At 71.2% G+C, this 14376-nt stretch carries 15 protein-coding genes; 2 read left to right on the top strand and 13 right to left on the bottom strand.

Annotated elements, in window-relative coordinates; genetic code table 11:
- Window positions 1-71: 71 nt before the first annotated feature.
- The 9 genes from I8920_RS05320 to I8920_RS05280 form a co-directional block, all read right to left on the bottom strand.
- Window positions 72-296, bottom strand: a complete 225-nt coding sequence (locus tag I8920_RS05320) for a DUF3046 domain-containing protein (protein ID WP_198658109.1) — start codon at window positions 294-296, stop codon at window positions 72-74.
- 171 nt (window positions 297-467) lie between these two features.
- Entirely contained in the window at window positions 468-776 is a 309-nt protein-coding gene (locus I8920_RS05315) for a helix-turn-helix domain-containing protein (protein WP_027464765.1), read from the bottom strand.
- A gap of 154 nt (window positions 777-930) precedes the next feature.
- Window positions 931-1476 carry a CinA family protein gene (locus I8920_RS05310; protein WP_442873580.1) on the bottom strand — a complete coding sequence of 182 codons (546 nt, stop codon included), beginning with the start codon at window positions 1474-1476 and terminating at the stop codon, window positions 931-933.
- The gene (gene pgsA / locus I8920_RS05305) at window positions 1473-2117 is read right to left on the bottom strand and encodes a CDP-diacylglycerol--glycerol-3-phosphate 3-phosphatidyltransferase (protein WP_198658108.1); all 645 of its coding nucleotides are present in this window, start codon (window positions 2115-2117) and stop codon (window positions 1473-1475) included. Before pgsA ends, I8920_RS05310 begins: the two co-directional genes overlap by 4 nt.
- Window positions 2118-2122: 5 nt before the next feature.
- Entirely contained in the window at window positions 2123-5047 is a 2925-nt protein-coding gene (locus tag I8920_RS05300) for an FtsK/SpoIIIE family DNA translocase (protein WP_198658107.1), read from the bottom strand.
- 129 nt (window positions 5048-5176) lie between these two features.
- On the bottom strand, window positions 5177-6853 hold the full coding sequence (locus I8920_RS05295) for a ribonuclease J (RefSeq protein WP_198658106.1): 1677 nt from the start codon (window positions 6851-6853) through the stop codon (window positions 5177-5179).
- Window positions 6854-6902: 49 nt separating this feature from the next.
- Complete coding sequence (gene dapA / locus I8920_RS05290; protein WP_198658105.1) at window positions 6903-7880, bottom strand: 4-hydroxy-tetrahydrodipicolinate synthase; 978 nt, start codon at window positions 7878-7880, stop codon at window positions 6903-6905.
- Between the two features lie 275 nt (window positions 7881-8155).
- The gene (locus I8920_RS05285) at window positions 8156-8647 is read right to left on the bottom strand and encodes a dihydrofolate reductase (RefSeq protein WP_198658104.1); all 492 of its coding nucleotides are present in this window, start codon (window positions 8645-8647) and stop codon (window positions 8156-8158) included.
- On the bottom strand, window positions 8647-9477 hold the full coding sequence (locus I8920_RS05280; protein WP_232832832.1) for a thymidylate synthase: 831 nt from the start codon (window positions 9475-9477) through the stop codon (window positions 8647-8649). The genes I8920_RS05285 and I8920_RS05280 overlap by 1 nt, the downstream gene beginning before the upstream one ends.
- Before the next feature lie 38 nt (window positions 9478-9515).
- Between I8920_RS05280 and I8920_RS05275 the strand changes: the two genes are divergently transcribed.
- On the top strand, window positions 9516-10430 hold the full coding sequence (locus I8920_RS05275; RefSeq protein WP_198658103.1) for a TIGR01777 family oxidoreductase: 915 nt from the start codon (window positions 9516-9518) through the stop codon (window positions 10428-10430).
- A 7-nt stretch (window positions 10431-10437) separates the two neighbouring features.
- Here the strand turns inward: I8920_RS05275 and I8920_RS05270 are convergent, their stop codons facing one another.
- Together I8920_RS05270 and I8920_RS05265 are read right to left on the bottom strand one after the other, a co-directional pair.
- Window positions 10438-10851: a tetratricopeptide repeat protein gene (locus I8920_RS05270; RefSeq protein ID WP_198658633.1), complete on the bottom strand. Its 414-nt coding sequence runs from the start codon at window positions 10849-10851 to the stop codon at window positions 10438-10440.
- Between the two features lie 64 nt (window positions 10852-10915).
- Window positions 10916-11662: a 4-hydroxy-tetrahydrodipicolinate reductase gene (locus tag I8920_RS05265; protein ID WP_232832831.1), complete on the bottom strand. Its 747-nt coding sequence runs from the start codon at window positions 11660-11662 to the stop codon at window positions 10916-10918.
- A 23-nt stretch (window positions 11663-11685) separates the two neighbouring features.
- Here I8920_RS05265 and I8920_RS05260 point away from each other — a divergent pair, with 23 nt between their 5' ends.
- The gene (locus I8920_RS05260) at window positions 11686-12177 is read left to right on the top strand and encodes a GNAT family N-acetyltransferase (RefSeq protein WP_198658101.1); all 492 of its coding nucleotides are present in this window, start codon (window positions 11686-11688) and stop codon (window positions 12175-12177) included.
- A 99-nt stretch (window positions 12178-12276) separates the two neighbouring features.
- On the opposite strand, the gene I8920_RS05255 is transcribed toward I8920_RS05260, so the two are convergent.
- Together I8920_RS05255 and I8920_RS05250 are read right to left on the bottom strand one after the other, a co-directional pair.
- On the bottom strand, window positions 12277-12879 hold the full coding sequence (locus I8920_RS05255) for a histidine phosphatase family protein (protein WP_198658632.1): 603 nt from the start codon (window positions 12877-12879) through the stop codon (window positions 12277-12279).
- A gap of 8 nt (window positions 12880-12887) precedes the next feature.
- The gene (locus I8920_RS05250) at window positions 12888-14222 is read right to left on the bottom strand and encodes a M16 family metallopeptidase (protein ID WP_198658100.1); all 1335 of its coding nucleotides are present in this window, start codon (window positions 14220-14222) and stop codon (window positions 12888-12890) included.
- Window positions 14223-14376: the final 154 nt, after the last annotated feature.

The following is a 14376-nucleotide window of genomic DNA, read 5'->3' as shown; positions in this document are numbered from 1 at the left end:
CGCCGCTGTGCAGGAAGCTACCACCGATCGAACACGCGTTCGAGCAACACGCCGAACACAGTTTCGGGCTGTCAGTCCCGCGGTTCGGCCAGCCCCTTGCCGTGACGGCGGTCGAGCGGGACGTCCTGCGAGTCGCACAGCGCGTCCCAGACCCGGCGCGCATCGATGCCGGCCGACAGGGCGTCCACCGCGGAACGCCCACCGAGCTGCTCGAGCACGACGTCACGGGTGACCACCGACCCGTAGGCCTCCCCGAACACCTGGTCGACGGCTCGCCAGAACTCACTCACGCGCATCCGACCAGCCTAGGCGTCCCTCCGTCAGCACTTCGTGAGCAGCAACGGTCGAGTGCGATCCGGCGCGACCCGACCATTCCTGCTCACGAAGCGCCACGCCACCCCCGAGGAACCCCGCACGCAGAACGCCCCCGCCGGGAAGGACCGGCGGGGGCGTTCGGAGCAGTGCGGTCAGCGCACCGCGAGGTCGTTGTCGAACTCGGCGACCAGGTCGTCCGGGAGCGTGTCGGGGACCGGGGTCAGCCCCTCGACGATCGCGAGACGGTCGCCCACTTCGCGCATGATGGTCGAGATGGGTGTGTCCAGCGCGTCCGCGACGGACGCGAGGATCTCCGAGCTGGCTTCCTTCTGCCCGCGCTCGACCTCACTGAGGTACCCGAGCGCGACACTGGCCTTGGACGCGACCTGACGGAGGGTCCGGCCCTTCTGCAAGCGGAAGTCCCGGAGTACATCGCCGATTTCCTGACGAACGAGAACCATGAGAACTCCTCCTCTCTGTCGTCTCCGCGCCCGCTCGGTCCGGTGGATCGAGTTCGGGTTCGGCAACCCTAGCGTTGCCGGTTGCAGCATGCTAGCCAGCCTGGCTGCCGTACTGCTGGAGATTTCGTGGGATGTAACCCGGGAGCCGCGAGGCCTATTCCCGGCCCCGGACCTCGGACGACGTCCGTGCCAGGAGTTCGGAGACGGTGGCGCGACGGATTGCTCCGCGGTCTCCGTCGAGGTGCAGTTCGACGGCCCGGGCCCCCGCGGCGGAGGCGATCCCCACGTACACCGTGCCGACGGGCTTGCCGTCCTGCGGATCCGGGCCGGCGACACCGGTCGTGCTGATCCCCCAGGTCGCCGGCTGCCCGTCCACCGACAGCGCGACGCGGACACCCGCCGCCATCTGCCGCGCGACCTCCGGGTGCACGGCCCCCTCGGCGGCGAGCAGGGACGCGGACACCCCCAGCACCGAGTGCTTCAGGGGCGTCGCGTACGCCACGACCCCGCCCCGCACCGCCGCGCTCGCGCCGGGGACGTCGACGAGCGTCGACACGACGAGTCCCCCGGTGAGCGACTCCGCCACGGCGACGGTCTCACCGCGGCTCGTCAGCTCCTCGACCAGGCGCCGCGCGATCGCGCCGACGTCGCCGCCACCGTCGGGAGGCGCGGCACCCGTCGCGTCGTCGGCTTCCGTCACGCGGTGGTCCGGTTGTGCTTCCACGCCTGCCACAGGTAGTCGATCCCGCTCAGGATCGTCGCCAGGAACGCGGCGGTCATCAGGATGCCGTTGACCCAGTGCGCCCAGTCCCCCACCAGGTTCCACCACGGGAACAGCGCCGCGGTCAGCGCCACGGCCTGCAGCACCGTCTTGATCTTGCCACCACGGCTGGCCGGGATCACGCGGTCCGACAGCACGGCGAACCGGAAGACCGTGATGCCGATCTCGCGCAGCATGATGAGCACGGTGACGTACCAGGGCAGCTCGCCCAGGATCGACAGGGCGACGAGGGCACCGCCGATGAGCACCTTGTCGGCGATCGGGTCCACGAGCTTGCCGAAGTCGGTGACCAGGTTCTGCCGGCGGGCGATGATGCCGTCGGCGCTGTCGGTCACGATGGCCACGACGAACACCACGGCAGCCCACACACGGACCGCTCCGTCGCTGCCGCCGTCAGCCAGCAGCAGGACGAAGAACAGGGGCGCCATCAGGATGCGCACCACGGTGATGATGTTCGCCACGTTCGCCGTCGACGCCGGACCGGGGCCCTTGCGCAGCAGTCGACCGCGCCACGGGAACCGTGCGCCGTGCTGTGTGTCCGTACCGTCCGAGGCGGTCATCGCCGTCACTCCCTGCCCGTCAGTCCCCACGCGTCCTCATCGGGTTCGTCGTGCACCTCATCGTAGCCGCGGGTCATGTCGCCCACCGGGTCGGCGCCGTACCGGTCGCCGTCGTCGGACGGTGTCGGCGTCGGCGCTGCCGGAGCGGCCGCGGCAGGAGGCTCCTCGCCGCGGAGCTTCGCGAGCACGGCGGGCAGCTGGTCGGCGGTCACCAGGACGTCGCGGGCCTTGGACCCCTCGGACGGCCCGACGATGTCGCGCGACTCCATCAGGTCCATGAGTCGTCCGGCCTTGGCGAACCCGACGCGGAGCTTGCGCTGCAGCATCGAGGTCGAGCCGAACTGCGTCGACACGACCTGCTCGACGGCGGCGAGCAGCAGCTCGAGGTCGTCGCCGATGTCGGCGTCGATCTCCTTGCGCTCGACCACCGCGGCGACGTCCTGCCGGTACTCGGGCTGCGCCTGGCGGGTGACGTGCTGGACGACCTCGGCGACCTCGCCCTCCTGCACCCAGGCACCCTGCACGCGCAGCGACTTGGACGACCCCATCGGCAGGAAGAGCGCGTCGCCCTGGCCGATGAGCTTGTCCGCACCCGGCTGGTCGAGGATGACGCGGGAGTCCGTGACGCTCGTCACCGCGAAGGCGATGCGCGACGGCACGTTGGCCTTGATCAGCCCCGTGATGACGTCGACCGAGGGGCGCTGCGTCGCGAGCACCAGGTGGATGCCGGCGGCACGTGCGAGCTGGGTGATGCGGACGATCGACTCCTCGACGTCGCGCGGCGCCACGAGCATGAGGTCGGCGAGCTCGTCGACGACGACGAGCAGGTACGGGTACGGCTTGAGCTTCCGCTCGCTGCCCGCCGGCAGGATGATCTCGTCGTTCTCGATGGCCTTGTTGAAGTCGTCGACGTGGCGGAACCCGAACGACGCCAGGTCGTCGTACCGCATGTCCATCTCCTTCACGACCCACTGCAGCGCCTCGGCCGCCTTCTTCGGGTTCGTGATGATGGGCGTGATGAGGTGCGGGACGCCGGCGTAGATCGAGAGCTCGACGCGCTTGGGGTCGACCAGGACCATGCGGACCTCGGAGGGCTTCGCGCGCATGAGCAGCGACGTGATCATCGAGTTGATGAACACCGACTTGCCGGACCCGGTGGAACCGGCGACGAGCAGGTGCGGCATCTTCGCCAGGTTCGCGACGACGAAGCCGCCCTCGACGTCCTTGCCGACACCGATCGTCATCGGGTGCTTCGACTTGCGCGCCGCGTTCGAGCGCAGCACGTCGCCGAGGGACACGATCTCCCGGTCGGTGTTGGGGATCTCGACGCCGATCGCGCTCTTGCCGGGGATCGGCGACAGGATGCGGACCTCGTTCGAGGCGACGGCGTACGACAGGTTCTTCGACAGCGCCGTGACGCGCTCGACCTTCACACCCGGGCCGAGCTCGATCTCGTACCGCGTGACGGTCGGGCCACGCGAGAAGCCCGTGACCTTCGCGTCCACCTTGAACTCGGTGAGCACGCCGGTGATGGCGGCGACGATGTCGTCGTTCGCCTGGCTCCTGGCCACCGACGGCGTGCCGGCGCTCAGCGTCGTGGCCGCCGGCAGCCGGTAGGGCTTCGACGGGTCGTCGTCGGCCGCTGCGGACGGCACCAGGCCCCCGACCTCGGCGTCGGCGTCGATCGGCTCGTCCGGCACCACGGGGTCGTCGACGGCATCCGGGACCACGGGGCGGATGTCCGCGACCGGTTCGGGCCGTGCCGGGACCTCGGTGCCGAAGGCCTGCAGCGCGTGTTCGGCGTCCTCGAGGTCCTGCTCGACGGAGTCGTTCAGATTGACCGACGCGGGCTCGGCGGGCGTCAGGTCGACCAGTCCGGCGGCGGCACCGGCATTGGGGTTCGTCACCGGCGCGACGGGCGCAGCAGCAGGGGCGTCCGGGACGGGCGGGGCGGCCGCCGTCGCCGCGGGCAGCACGGGGCTGTCGTAGGCCGGGTCTTCCTCGCGCCCGGACTTGTTGCGCCGCCACCACGGGACGTTGTCGCCGCCCTCGCCCTCGGCAGCAGCGGCCTGCTCGTCGCCGAACCCCAGGTCGTCGAAGAGCTGGAAGTCGGTGTCGCCCTTCTTGCCGCGCTTGGGCGTGCGGGCACGAGCGGCGGGCTCGGCCACGGCGGACGCCTCGGCCTCGGGTTCCGCGGCGGGCGCGGGCGCACCGAACAGGTACGCGTAGAGCTCGTGCAGGCGGCGGCCGAGCTTGTTCGGCGGCGTCTTCGTGATGATGAACAGCGACAGCACGAGCAGCACGATCGCCACGGGCACGGCGACCCAGGCGGTGGCGATCGTGACGAGCCAGCCGATGACGACCCAGCCGAGCACACCGCCGGCGGCAGCGAGCGCAGGCATGCCGTCGGCCGCGCTCGGCTGTCCGCCGAACACGTGGCACAGCGAGGCGATCGAGACGATCAGCAGCCCGAGTCCGATGCCGATCCGGGTGTTGTCGTGCACCGATGCGGGGTGCCGGAAGAGCCAGCCCGCGAAGACGACCATGATCACCGGCAGCGCGAAGGCCAGCCGGCCGAACAGCCCGCCGAACGTGTACGCGTCGAGCGCGATGGACACGTCGTTGGTGGGGTTGAGCCACTCGACGACCGCGCCGGCGATGGCGAGCAGGAACAGCAGGAACGGGAAGCCGTCGCGCCGCTGGTCCTTCTCCAACGTCTCCTTGCCGAGCAGTCGGAACATCGCCCCGACGCCGTGGGCCATCGCGAGCCACGCGGTGACGAGCGGGTTCTGCTCGCGGAACACCGGCGTCGGTGCGGCCTGCGGCAGCTTCTTCGTCGTCGCCTGCGTGCGCGACGAACCGCGCGTCCCGTTCCCACGGGACGACGTGGACGCGCGCGAGCGCGTGGTCGACTTGGTGCCTCCGGCCATGGGCAGAACCCTAATCCCCGCTCAGGACAAACGCAGGGAGGCCCGCCGCAACGTCCGTGACGGACGCTGGACGGGCCTCCCGGGCCGGACCGACGTGGACGCGAGCGCACCCACGCCCGCGAGCGGGCGCTACGCCTCGATGACCACCGGGACGATCATCGGACGGCGGCGGTGCTTCGTGTTCACCCAGCGGCCGACCGTGCGACGGACGACCTGACCGAAGGCGTGCGCGTCGCGGGTGCCGTTGGCGGCCGCCTCGGCGATCGCCTTGGCGATCTGCGGACGGACGTCGTCGAAGACCGAGTCGTCCTCGGCGAAGCCGCGCGACTGGATCTCCGGCCCGACCACGCACTGTCCGGTGGTGAAGTCCACCGCGGCGAAGATCGAGATGAAGCCCTCTTCGGCCAGGACCCGGCGGTCCTTCAGGTCGGCGTCGGTGATCTCGCCGACGGTCGAGCCGTCCACGTAGACGTACCCGATGTCGAGCTGGCCGGCCACCGTGACCTCGCCGTCCTTCAGGTCCACGACGATGCCGTCCTGCCCGAGGATGACGTTGCGCGGCGGGACACCCGTCTGGATCGCCAGGTCGGCGCTCGCGTACAGGTGGCGGTGCTCGCCGTGGACCGGCAGCACGTTCTTCGGCCGCAGGATGTTGTAGCAGTACAGCAGCTCGCCGGCCGAGGCGTGCCCGGAGACGTGCACCTTCGCGTTGCCCTTGTGCACGACCTTCGCGCCGAGCTTGGTCAGCCCGTCGATCACGCGGTAGACGGCGTTCTCGTTGCCCGGGATGAGCGACGAGGCGAGGATGACGGTGTCGCCCTCTCCGATCTCGATCTGGTGCTCCATGTTCGCCATGCGCGCCAGGACCGCCATCGGCTCGCCCTGCGACCCGGTCGACATGTAGACGATCTGGTCGTCGGGGACGTTCTTCGCCTTCTTCGTGTCGATGAGCACGTTCTCCGGCACCCGCAGGTACCCGAGGTCGGCGGCGATCGTCATGTTCCGGATCATCGAGCGACCCATGAACGCGACCTTGCGGTTCGCGGCGGCTGCGGCGTCGAGCACCTGCTGCACGCGGTGCACATGCGACGAGAAGCTCGCGACGACGACCTTCTTGCGGGCGCGCGTGATGATGTTCTCGAGCACCGGACCGATGTCGCGCTCCGGCGCGGTGAAGCCCGGCACGTCGGCGTTGGTCGAGTCCGGCAGGAACAGGTCGACGCCCTGCTCCCCCAGCCGCGCGAAGGCGCGGAGGTCGGTGATGCGGTCGTCCAGCGGGAGCTGGTCCATCTTGAAGTCACCCGTGTGCAGGACACGACCGGCGGGGGTCGTGATCGCGACGGCGAGGGCGTCCGGTATGGAGTGGTTCACGGCGACGAACTCGAGGTGGAACGGACCGAGCTGCTCGGTCTGGTCCTCGGCCACGACGAGCGTGTACGGCTTGATCCGGTGTTCCTTGAGCTTCGCCTCGACGAGGGCCAGGGTCAGCGTGGAGCCGATGAGCGGGATGTCGTCGCGGAGCTTGAGCAGGTACGGGACGGCGCCGATGTGGTCCTCGTGGCCGTGCGTGAGCACGACACCGAGGACGTCGTCCAGGCGGTCCCGGATCGGCGCGAAGTCGGGCAGGATCAGGTCGACGCCCGGCTGGTGCTCCTCGGGGAACAGCACGCCGGCGTCGACGATGAGTAGCTTGCCCTCGTACTCGTAGACGGTCATGTTGCGACCGATCTCGCCGAGACCCCCGATGGGGATCACGCGGAGGGTGCCGTTCTCGAGCGGCTGCGGTGTGGAGACTTGTGTGGGCATTCGGTCCTACGGATTCGGGCGACGCACGGTGAGCGCGCCGCGGTGTTCGCTAGCGGGTGGTGCCTGGCACCTTTGGCAGAGCGCCGCCGGCCGCTGCGTTGCGGTCGGGGCGGAAGTTCGAGAAGTCGGCGCCGGGCACGTCGCGCACGGCTTCGAGCGAGGTCTCGATGGCGTACGCCTCGGAGTCCTCGGGGCCGACGAGCGGCAGTCGGACACGGGGACTGCCGATGCGGCCGAGCCCGTGCAGGATGTACTTCGCGGCGACCGTGCCGGGCACGTGCGTCATGACGGCGCGCACGAGGGGCTCGACGCGCTTGTGCTCGGCGGTCGCGGTCGCCAGGTCGCCGCGGTTCACGGCGTCGACGATGGTGCGGTACGGCGTGCTCGTGATGTTCGCCGTCACGCCGATCAGGCCCGTGGCGCCGATCGACAGGTGCGGGAGCACGTTGGTGTCGTCGCCGGAGAAGTACATGAGGTCGGTGTTGTTGAGCACCCGCGACACCTCGGCGAAGTCGCCCTTCGCGTCCTTCACGGCGAGGATGTTCGGGTGCTTCGACGCACGCAGGATCGTGTCGTAGGTGATCGGGATGCCCGTGCGACCGGGGATGTCGTACAGGATCACCGGCAGGTCGGTGGCGTCCGCGATCATCCGGAAGTGGGTGAGCACACCCGACTGCGTCGGCTTGTTGTAGTACGGGGTGACGATCATGACGCCGTCGGCCCCGGCGCGCTCGCTCTGCTTGTACAGGTGGATCGCGTGCGCGGTCTCGTTCGAGCCGCCACCCGTGATGATCTTCGCGCGGCCGGCGGCGACGGACTTGCCGACCTCGACCAGGCGGAGCTTCTCCGGGTCGGTCAGCGTGCTCGTCTCGCCGGTGGTGCCGGTCACGACGATGCCGTCGGCTCCGGCGGTGATGCAGTCGTCGATGTGCTGCTCGACGCCGGGCCAGTCGACCTCGCCGTCGGCCGTGAGCGGGGTCACGAGGGCGACGAGGACCTGGCCGAAGGGATTCTCACGCGTGGACACGGGCACCAGCGTACCGGGGATGCGCGCGGGAGCGGCCGTCCGGGTGGACGGTGGTCCGCCTGCGGCGCGGCCGGGAGGCCCGGATCGCGTCCGTCACGCGCCTCCGGACGAGCGGGTGGCCGGGTCACGTCAGGCGCTGGCGCTCGGGTCCGCGCGGGTGTGGCCCGGTTCGCGCCCCGCCACGGTCGTCGCGCCCCGGCGCACCGGGGCGCGATGCCCGCACCGGGGCGCGACACGGATGCGGACCCGGCGCGGGAGCCGCGAGCTGCAGTTGCTCAGGAGGTCCGGCTCCACTCCAGGAAGCGGTAGCGGGTCCCGCCGTTGCGGGACTCCTGCCACGGCCCGTCGTCGACGAGGGACCACCCGGCCGCCCCGTCGAGCGTCGGTGCGACGGTGTCGCCCGGCACGTCGACGTCGATCACGGTCTCGGAGACGTGGTCGGCACGCTCGAGCGCGGCCGCGTAGACCTGCCCGCCGCCGATGACCCAGACCGTCTCGTCCGTGCCGTCGAGGGCTGCGGCCAGGTCGTGCACGACCTCGGCGCCGTCGGCCGTCCACGCGGTGTCACGGGTCAGCACGACGTTGCGGCGACCGGGCAGCGGGCGGAACCGCTCGGGCAGCGACTCCCACGTCCGGCGCCCCATGAGCACGGTGGCGTCGCCGGTGACCTGCTTGAAGTGCGCGAGGTCCTCCGGCACGTGCCAGGGCATCCCACCGTCGGCACCGATGACGCCGTTCGTCGACCGGGCCCAGACCAGCCCGATCATCAGACGGCGACCGCGCCCTTGATCGCCGGGTGGTGCTCGTACCCGACGACGGTGAAGTCCTCGTACTCGTAGTCGTCGATCGAGTCGCGGGGGGCGAGCTCGAGCGTCGGCAACCGGTACGCCGTACGGGACAGCTGCTCCTCGACCTGCTCGACGTGGTTGTCGTAGATGTGGCAGTCGCCACCGGTCCAGACGAAGTCACCGACCTCGAGCCCGGTCTGCGCGGCGATCATGTGGGTGAGCAGGGCGTACGACGCGATGTTGAACGGCACGCCGAGGAACATGTCGGCGCTGCGTTGGTACAGCTGGCACGAGAGCTTGCCGTCGTTGACGTAGAACTGGAAGAACGCGTGGCACGGGGCGAGCGCCATGTCCGGCACGTCGGCGACGTTCCACGCCGAGACGATGAGCCGGCGGCTGTCGGGGTTCGTCCTGATCTGCTCGATCACCTGGGCGATCTGGTCGACGTGCTCGCCCGAGGGAGTCGGCCACGAGCGCCACTGCACGCCGTACACCGGGCCGAGGTCGCCGTCCTCGTCCGCCCACTCGTTCCAGATGCGCACGCCGTGCTCCTGCAGCCAGGTCGCGTTGCCCTCGCCGCGCAGGAACCAGAGCAGCTCGTAGGCGACCGACTTGAAGTGCACGCGCTTGGTCGTGACCAGCGGGAAGCCCTCGGACAGGTCGTACCGCAGCTGCGCGCCGAACAGACTTCGCGTCCCGGTACCGGTGCGGTCGCCCTTCGGCGCACCCTCGGTCAGGACCCGACGGAGCAGGTCCTCGTACGGCGTCGGCACGGTGGGGTCGGGCTGCACGGTCTCGCTGTCGCTCACACACAGAAGACTACGTCGGCATGAGTACCGTCGGGAGCATGGCCGACACGACCCCACGTCCTCGCTCGATCCTCGTCGCCGGAGCCTCCGGCTTCATCGGGACCCCCCTCGTCCGTGCCCTGCGCACGGCGGGACACGACGTCACCACGCTCGTCCGCCGCGAGGCCCGGAGCGCGGGCGAGTTCCGCTGGGCGCCGGGACGACGACCGCTCGACCCCGCGATCGTCGACGGGGCCGACGTGGTGATCAACCTCGCCGGTGCGACCATCAGCAAGCTGCCGTGGACGGACGCCTACCGCAGGGAGATCCGGAGCTCCCGGATCGACGCCACCGACACCCTGGTCGAGGCGATGCGGCAGGCCACCACTCCCCCGGCGCTGTTCCTGTCCGGCTCGGCCTCGGGCGTCTACGGCGACCGCCCGGCCGACGTGCTGCAGGACGACGCCGCCCCCGGCTCGGGGTTCCTCGCCGACGTGTGCACCGCGTGGGAGGCCGCCGCCCAGGCCGCACCCGACGGCGTCCGGGTCGTCACACTGCGCACCGGCGTGGTGATCGGCAAGGGCGGCGGCGCGCTCGCTCCCCTCGTGCCGCTCACCCGGGCCGGGCTCGGCGGGCGACTCGGCACCGGTGGGCAGCACTGGCCGTGGATCGCACTCGACGACGAGGTCGGCGCCATCGTGCACCTGGCCACCGCCGCGCCCGAGGTCTCCGGGCCGGTCAACCTCGCCGGGCCCGAGGCCGTGGTCGCCGACCGCATCACGAAGCGCGTGGCCGAGGACCTGCACCGCCCGTACCTGTTCTCGGTGCCCGAGTTCGCCCTGCGCCTGGCGCTCCGTGACGCGGCCGACGAGCTGCTCCTGTCGAGCCAGCACATGGTCCCCACCAAGCTGCTCGAGTCCGGCTACACCTTCCGGTACGAGCGGGCGGTCGACGCGGTCGACGCCGTCTTCTGATCTGCGCTCAGCGGTCGGCGGCCCGGGCCAGCGCGGTGCGCATCGCTGCGCGCGCACGCTTGCGGTCGCCGGCCGCGTCGTAGACCACGCCGAGCCGGTACCAGGCACGCCAGTCGGCCGGGTCCTGCTCGACGGCCTCGCGGTACCGCGGGAACAGCTCGTCGGCCGCGTCCCGGGTCGGTCGACCAGACGCCCGGACCGACACGACGTCCGACGGCGCACCGCCCTCGGCCTCCAGGCGCGAGCCCAGCCGGGTGATCCGGATGCCGAAGCGGAACTCGAGGACGAGCAGCAGCGCGCCGATCGCCGCGACGACGAACAGTGCGACCCCGATGCCGATGCCGACCGGGACCCCGGTGGCGATGAAGGCGACGGCGCGCTGCCCGACGAGCACGATGTAGAGCGCCAGCAGCGCCGTCATCAGCGCCGCACCCCAGAACGGTGAGCGGATCGCGCGTCCGGCCCGAGCCCTGCGGTCCACCGGGTCAGCCGATGCCGAGGACGGTGCCCAGGCCCACGGCGAGGCCGCGCGCCGAGACGACCGCGGACAGCGCCGCACGGATGCCCGCCACGTACGCGACGTCGTCGTTCGTGTCGTGCCGGATGGTCAGCGTCTCACCGGGGCCGCTCAGCACGACGTCCTGCACGGCCTTCACCCCGGGCAGGCGGAGCGAGTGGATCGGCACACTGGCGACCTGCTGCCCGCGGGCCCGCTGGTCGACGTGCGGGGCGTCGACGGGACCGACCTCGCGCCGGGCGTCGGCCATCAGCTCGGCGGTGCGCACCGCGGTGCCCGAAGGCGAGTCGATCTTGCCGGCGTGGTGGGTCTCGACGATCTCGGCCGCCGGGAACCACGGCGCGGCGATCGTCGCGAGGTGCGTGCCGAGCACGGAGCCGATCGAGAAGTTCGGCACCACGAGCACGCCCTGGTCCGGCCGTTCCTGCAGCGCGGTCCGGAGCTTCGCCAGCCGGTCCGACGACCAGCCGGAGGTGCCGACGAGCACGTTCGCGCCGCTCGACAGCGCGTTCGTGACGATCGCGGGACTCAGGGCCGGCACGGTGACGTCGACGACCACGGCCGCGTCGCGGAACACCGACGGCGGGGCCTCGTGCGCGCCGTCCTTCGACGACAGGCGGGCGACGAGCTCGAGGTCCGGCAGTTCCTCGACGACGGCGGCCACGAGGCCCCCGAGACGACCGGTGGCGCCGACGACGGCGACGGGAGTGACCATGCCGTCCATCCTAGGATCGACGCATGTCAGTCGAGGTCAGGACCGTGCCGGCCGATCTGCCCGAGGTCGACGCCCTGCTCGACGCGTACCTGGACGAGCGCGAGGCGACGTTCCCCGCCGCACAGGGCGCCTACTCGCGCAAGCGCACCCCGGCGGCGGAGTTCACCCCGCCGACGGGCGTGTTCGCCGTGGCCTACGCCGACGGGGTCGCGGTCGGGTGCGGCGGCCTCCGGCGCATCGCGGACGGCGTCGACGAGTCCGGGTCGACGGACGTGCGGTTCGAGGTCAAGCACGTCTTCGTCACCCCGACCGGGCGCGGAGCGGGCGTCGCGACCGCGGTCATGGACCACCTCGAGCGTGCCGGCGCCGACCTCGGCGCGACGGGCATCGTGCTCGACACGAACGACTCGCTCGTCGCAGCCGGCGCGATGTACCGCAGCCGCGGGTACCAGCGGGTGGAACCGTTCAACGCGAACCCGAACGCGACCGCCTGGTACCGCAAGGCGGTCCGCTGACGCGACCCGCGCCTCCAGGCGGTCGCCGCCGCGCAGCCGACGCAGGGCGGGCACCGGAGCAGGGGCGGACGCGCAGCGCCCCGCCCGTCCGCTCCCGGATCAGACGGGCTGGTCCACCGGCAGTCCGGTGCGCAGCTCGACCGGCAGGTGGGCGAGGTCGTTCAGCGTGACGACCTCGGCCGGCTTCGCCGACCGGATGCGGATGATCGTCAGGGCCGTGTGCGCGACGTTCGTGCCCATCCAGCGCCACTCGGGCGCCTGGAACGCCTCGCGGACGAACCAGCCGATCACCGCGTTGTGGGTGATGAGCAGGTCGTGGCGGTCCTCACGAGCCGGGGTGAACCACTCGGAGACGGCATCGCCCATCTGCGCCTGTCCGGCGAGGATCTCCTCTTCGGTGATCCCGCCGTACCAGCCCTGGTACGCGTGCGGCATGTCCGGAGTGGGGCCCGAGGGGATGCAGTCGAAGAGCAGCGTGGACGGCTCCGGCTTGATCGAGGGCAGCCGCTGCGCGAGGAACTCGGCCGTCTCGCTCGGCGCGTCGAGCGGCGAGTGGTGGACGCCGTCGAACGGCACGCCGCCCAGACGGTCGGCGATCAAGGTCGCCTGGCGCTTGCCGCGCTCGGAGAGCTTGCCGTCCCGCAGGCCGTGTTCGGCGTCCTGGTGTTCGCCGTGGCGGACGAGGTAGAGGTAGTGCGACACGTCGGAGCTCACCCGCCGATCCCGAGCGACGCGGCGAGGTCGTCCTGGCGCACGGCGCCGACCACCGAGGTGATCGCGGGACGGGTGAGCAGGTCGCGCGCGAGGTCCAGGACGCCGTCGGTCGTGACCCGGTCGACCCGTTCGAGCGCGGTGGAGAGGTCGGTGTACTCGCCGGTGCCCAGCTCGGAGCGACCCAGTCGGGTCATGCGCGCGTCGGAGTCCTCGAGCGACAGGGTCAGCGCCCCCTCGATCTGGCCCTTGGCGCGCCGCAGTTCGTCCTCGGTGATGCCGTCGTCGACCATCCGGCGGAACTCGGCGTCGATGATGTCCACGACACCGGCGACGTTGTCCGGGGCGCACCCGGCGTAGACGCCGAACGCACCGTTGTCCAGGTAGGCGGGCGCGAAGGACGACACCGCGTACGCCAGGCCGCGCCGTTCGCGGACCTCCTGGAAGAGCCGGGAGCTCATCCCGCCGCCGAGCACGGCGTTGAGCACGCTGAGCGAGGGACGACGGTCGTCGCGGAGGTCGAGGCCCTGCGAGCCGCGCAGCATGCTGACCTGCTCGGTCGGGCGGTGCACGACGGTCAGCTTCGGCTGGACCGGGTCGGCGACGGGCAGCGGCTCGCGACGGGCCAGCGGCTCGGCCGCGGGCGCGTCGGCGAAGACGCCGTCCACGAGCTCGCAGAACCGGTCGTGGTCCACCGCGCCGGCGGCGGTGACGACGATGGCGTTCGGGGCGTAGTGCTCGCGGTAGTGCGCGAGCACCTCGTCACGCTGGACCGCGCGGATGCTCTCCGGCGTCCCACCGATGGGGCGGCCGAGCGGGTGTCCGCCGAAGGTCGCGGCGAAGAAGGCCTCGCCGGCGACGTCGGCCGGGTCGTCGGCGGCCATCGCGAGTTCCTCGAGGATGACCCCGCGCTCCACGGCGAAGGCGTCGGGTTCGAGCACCGACCCGGTGACCATGTCACCGATGACGGTCACGGCCATCGGGACGTCGGTGTCCCGGACCCGTGCGTAGTAGCACGTGTACTCCTTGGCGGTCGCGGCGTTGTGCTCGCCGCCCACCGAGTCGAACGCGATGGCGATGTCGAGCGCCGACCGGGTCGCCGTGCCCTTGAAGAGCAGGTGTTCGAGGAAGTGCGTCGAGCCGTACTGGCCGTCCCGCTCGTCCCGCGAACCGACGCCGACCCAGAACCCGATGCTCGTCGACGCGGCTCCGGGCACCGCCTCGGTCAGGACACGGACGCCGGACGGCAACACGGTGCGACGGACGAAGGCTCCGCCGGAGGTCAGGAACGACGTGTCCGGGTCACCGAGCGGCAACGGCACTGGCTGGTTCATCGCAGACGAGCCTACTGACCCCTCGGAGCGCGTCGCCCAGTTTCCCCAGCACCCGCGGTTGACACTCGAAATGGGGTACAGGAATTGTGGACAGACCGACTCGTCTGTCTGTCCTCCTTGTGGTACTGTCGGTCTTGCCGGATCGGAAGCCCCC

The organism is Curtobacterium sp. YC1, assembly GCF_016267665.1.
Classification (GTDB): domain Bacteria; phylum Actinomycetota; class Actinomycetes; order Actinomycetales; family Microbacteriaceae; genus Curtobacterium.
Note: the sequence above shows the minus strand (reverse complement) of the source record. Positions and strands in the feature narration are given on the sequence as shown.

What these genes read in the sequence shown, in the direction of transcription:
- I8920_RS05320 (WP_198658109.1), bottom strand. Translation starts at nt 296, where the DNA reads ATGCGCGTGAGTGAGTTCTGGCGAGCCGTCGACCAGGTGTTCGGGGAG.
- I8920_RS05315 (WP_027464765.1), bottom strand. Translation starts at nt 776, where the DNA reads ATGGTTCTCGTTCGTCAGGAAATCGGCGATGTACTCCGGGACTTCCGC.
- pgsA (WP_198658108.1), bottom strand. Translation starts at nt 2,117, where the DNA reads ATGACCGCCTCGGACGGTACGGACACACAGCACGGCGCACGGTTCCCG.
- I8920_RS05300 (WP_198658107.1), bottom strand. Translation starts at nt 5,047, where the DNA reads ATGGCCGGAGGCACCAAGTCGACCACGCGCTCGCGCGCGTCCACGTCG.
- I8920_RS05295 (WP_198658106.1), bottom strand. Translation starts at nt 6,853, where the DNA reads ATGCCCACACAAGTCTCCACACCGCAGCCGCTCGAGAACGGCACCCTC.
- I8920_RS05285 (WP_198658104.1), bottom strand. Translation starts at nt 8,647, where the DNA reads ATGATCGGGCTGGTCTGGGCCCGGTCGACGAACGGCGTCATCGGTGCC.
- I8920_RS05275 (WP_198658103.1), top strand. Translation starts at nt 9,516, where the DNA reads ATGGCCGACACGACCCCACGTCCTCGCTCGATCCTCGTCGCCGGAGCC.
- I8920_RS05270 (WP_198658633.1), bottom strand. Translation starts at nt 10,851, where the DNA reads ATGACGGCGCTGCTGGCGCTCTACATCGTGCTCGTCGGGCAGCGCGCC.
- I8920_RS05265 (WP_232832831.1), bottom strand. Translation starts at nt 11,662, where the DNA reads ATGGTCACTCCCGTCGCCGTCGTCGGCGCCACCGGTCGTCTCGGGGGC.
- I8920_RS05260 (WP_198658101.1), top strand. Translation starts at nt 11,686, where the DNA reads ATGTCAGTCGAGGTCAGGACCGTGCCGGCCGATCTGCCCGAGGTCGAC.
- I8920_RS05250 (WP_198658100.1), bottom strand. Translation starts at nt 14,222, where the DNA reads ATGAACCAGCCAGTGCCGTTGCCGCTCGGTGACCCGGACACGTCGTTC.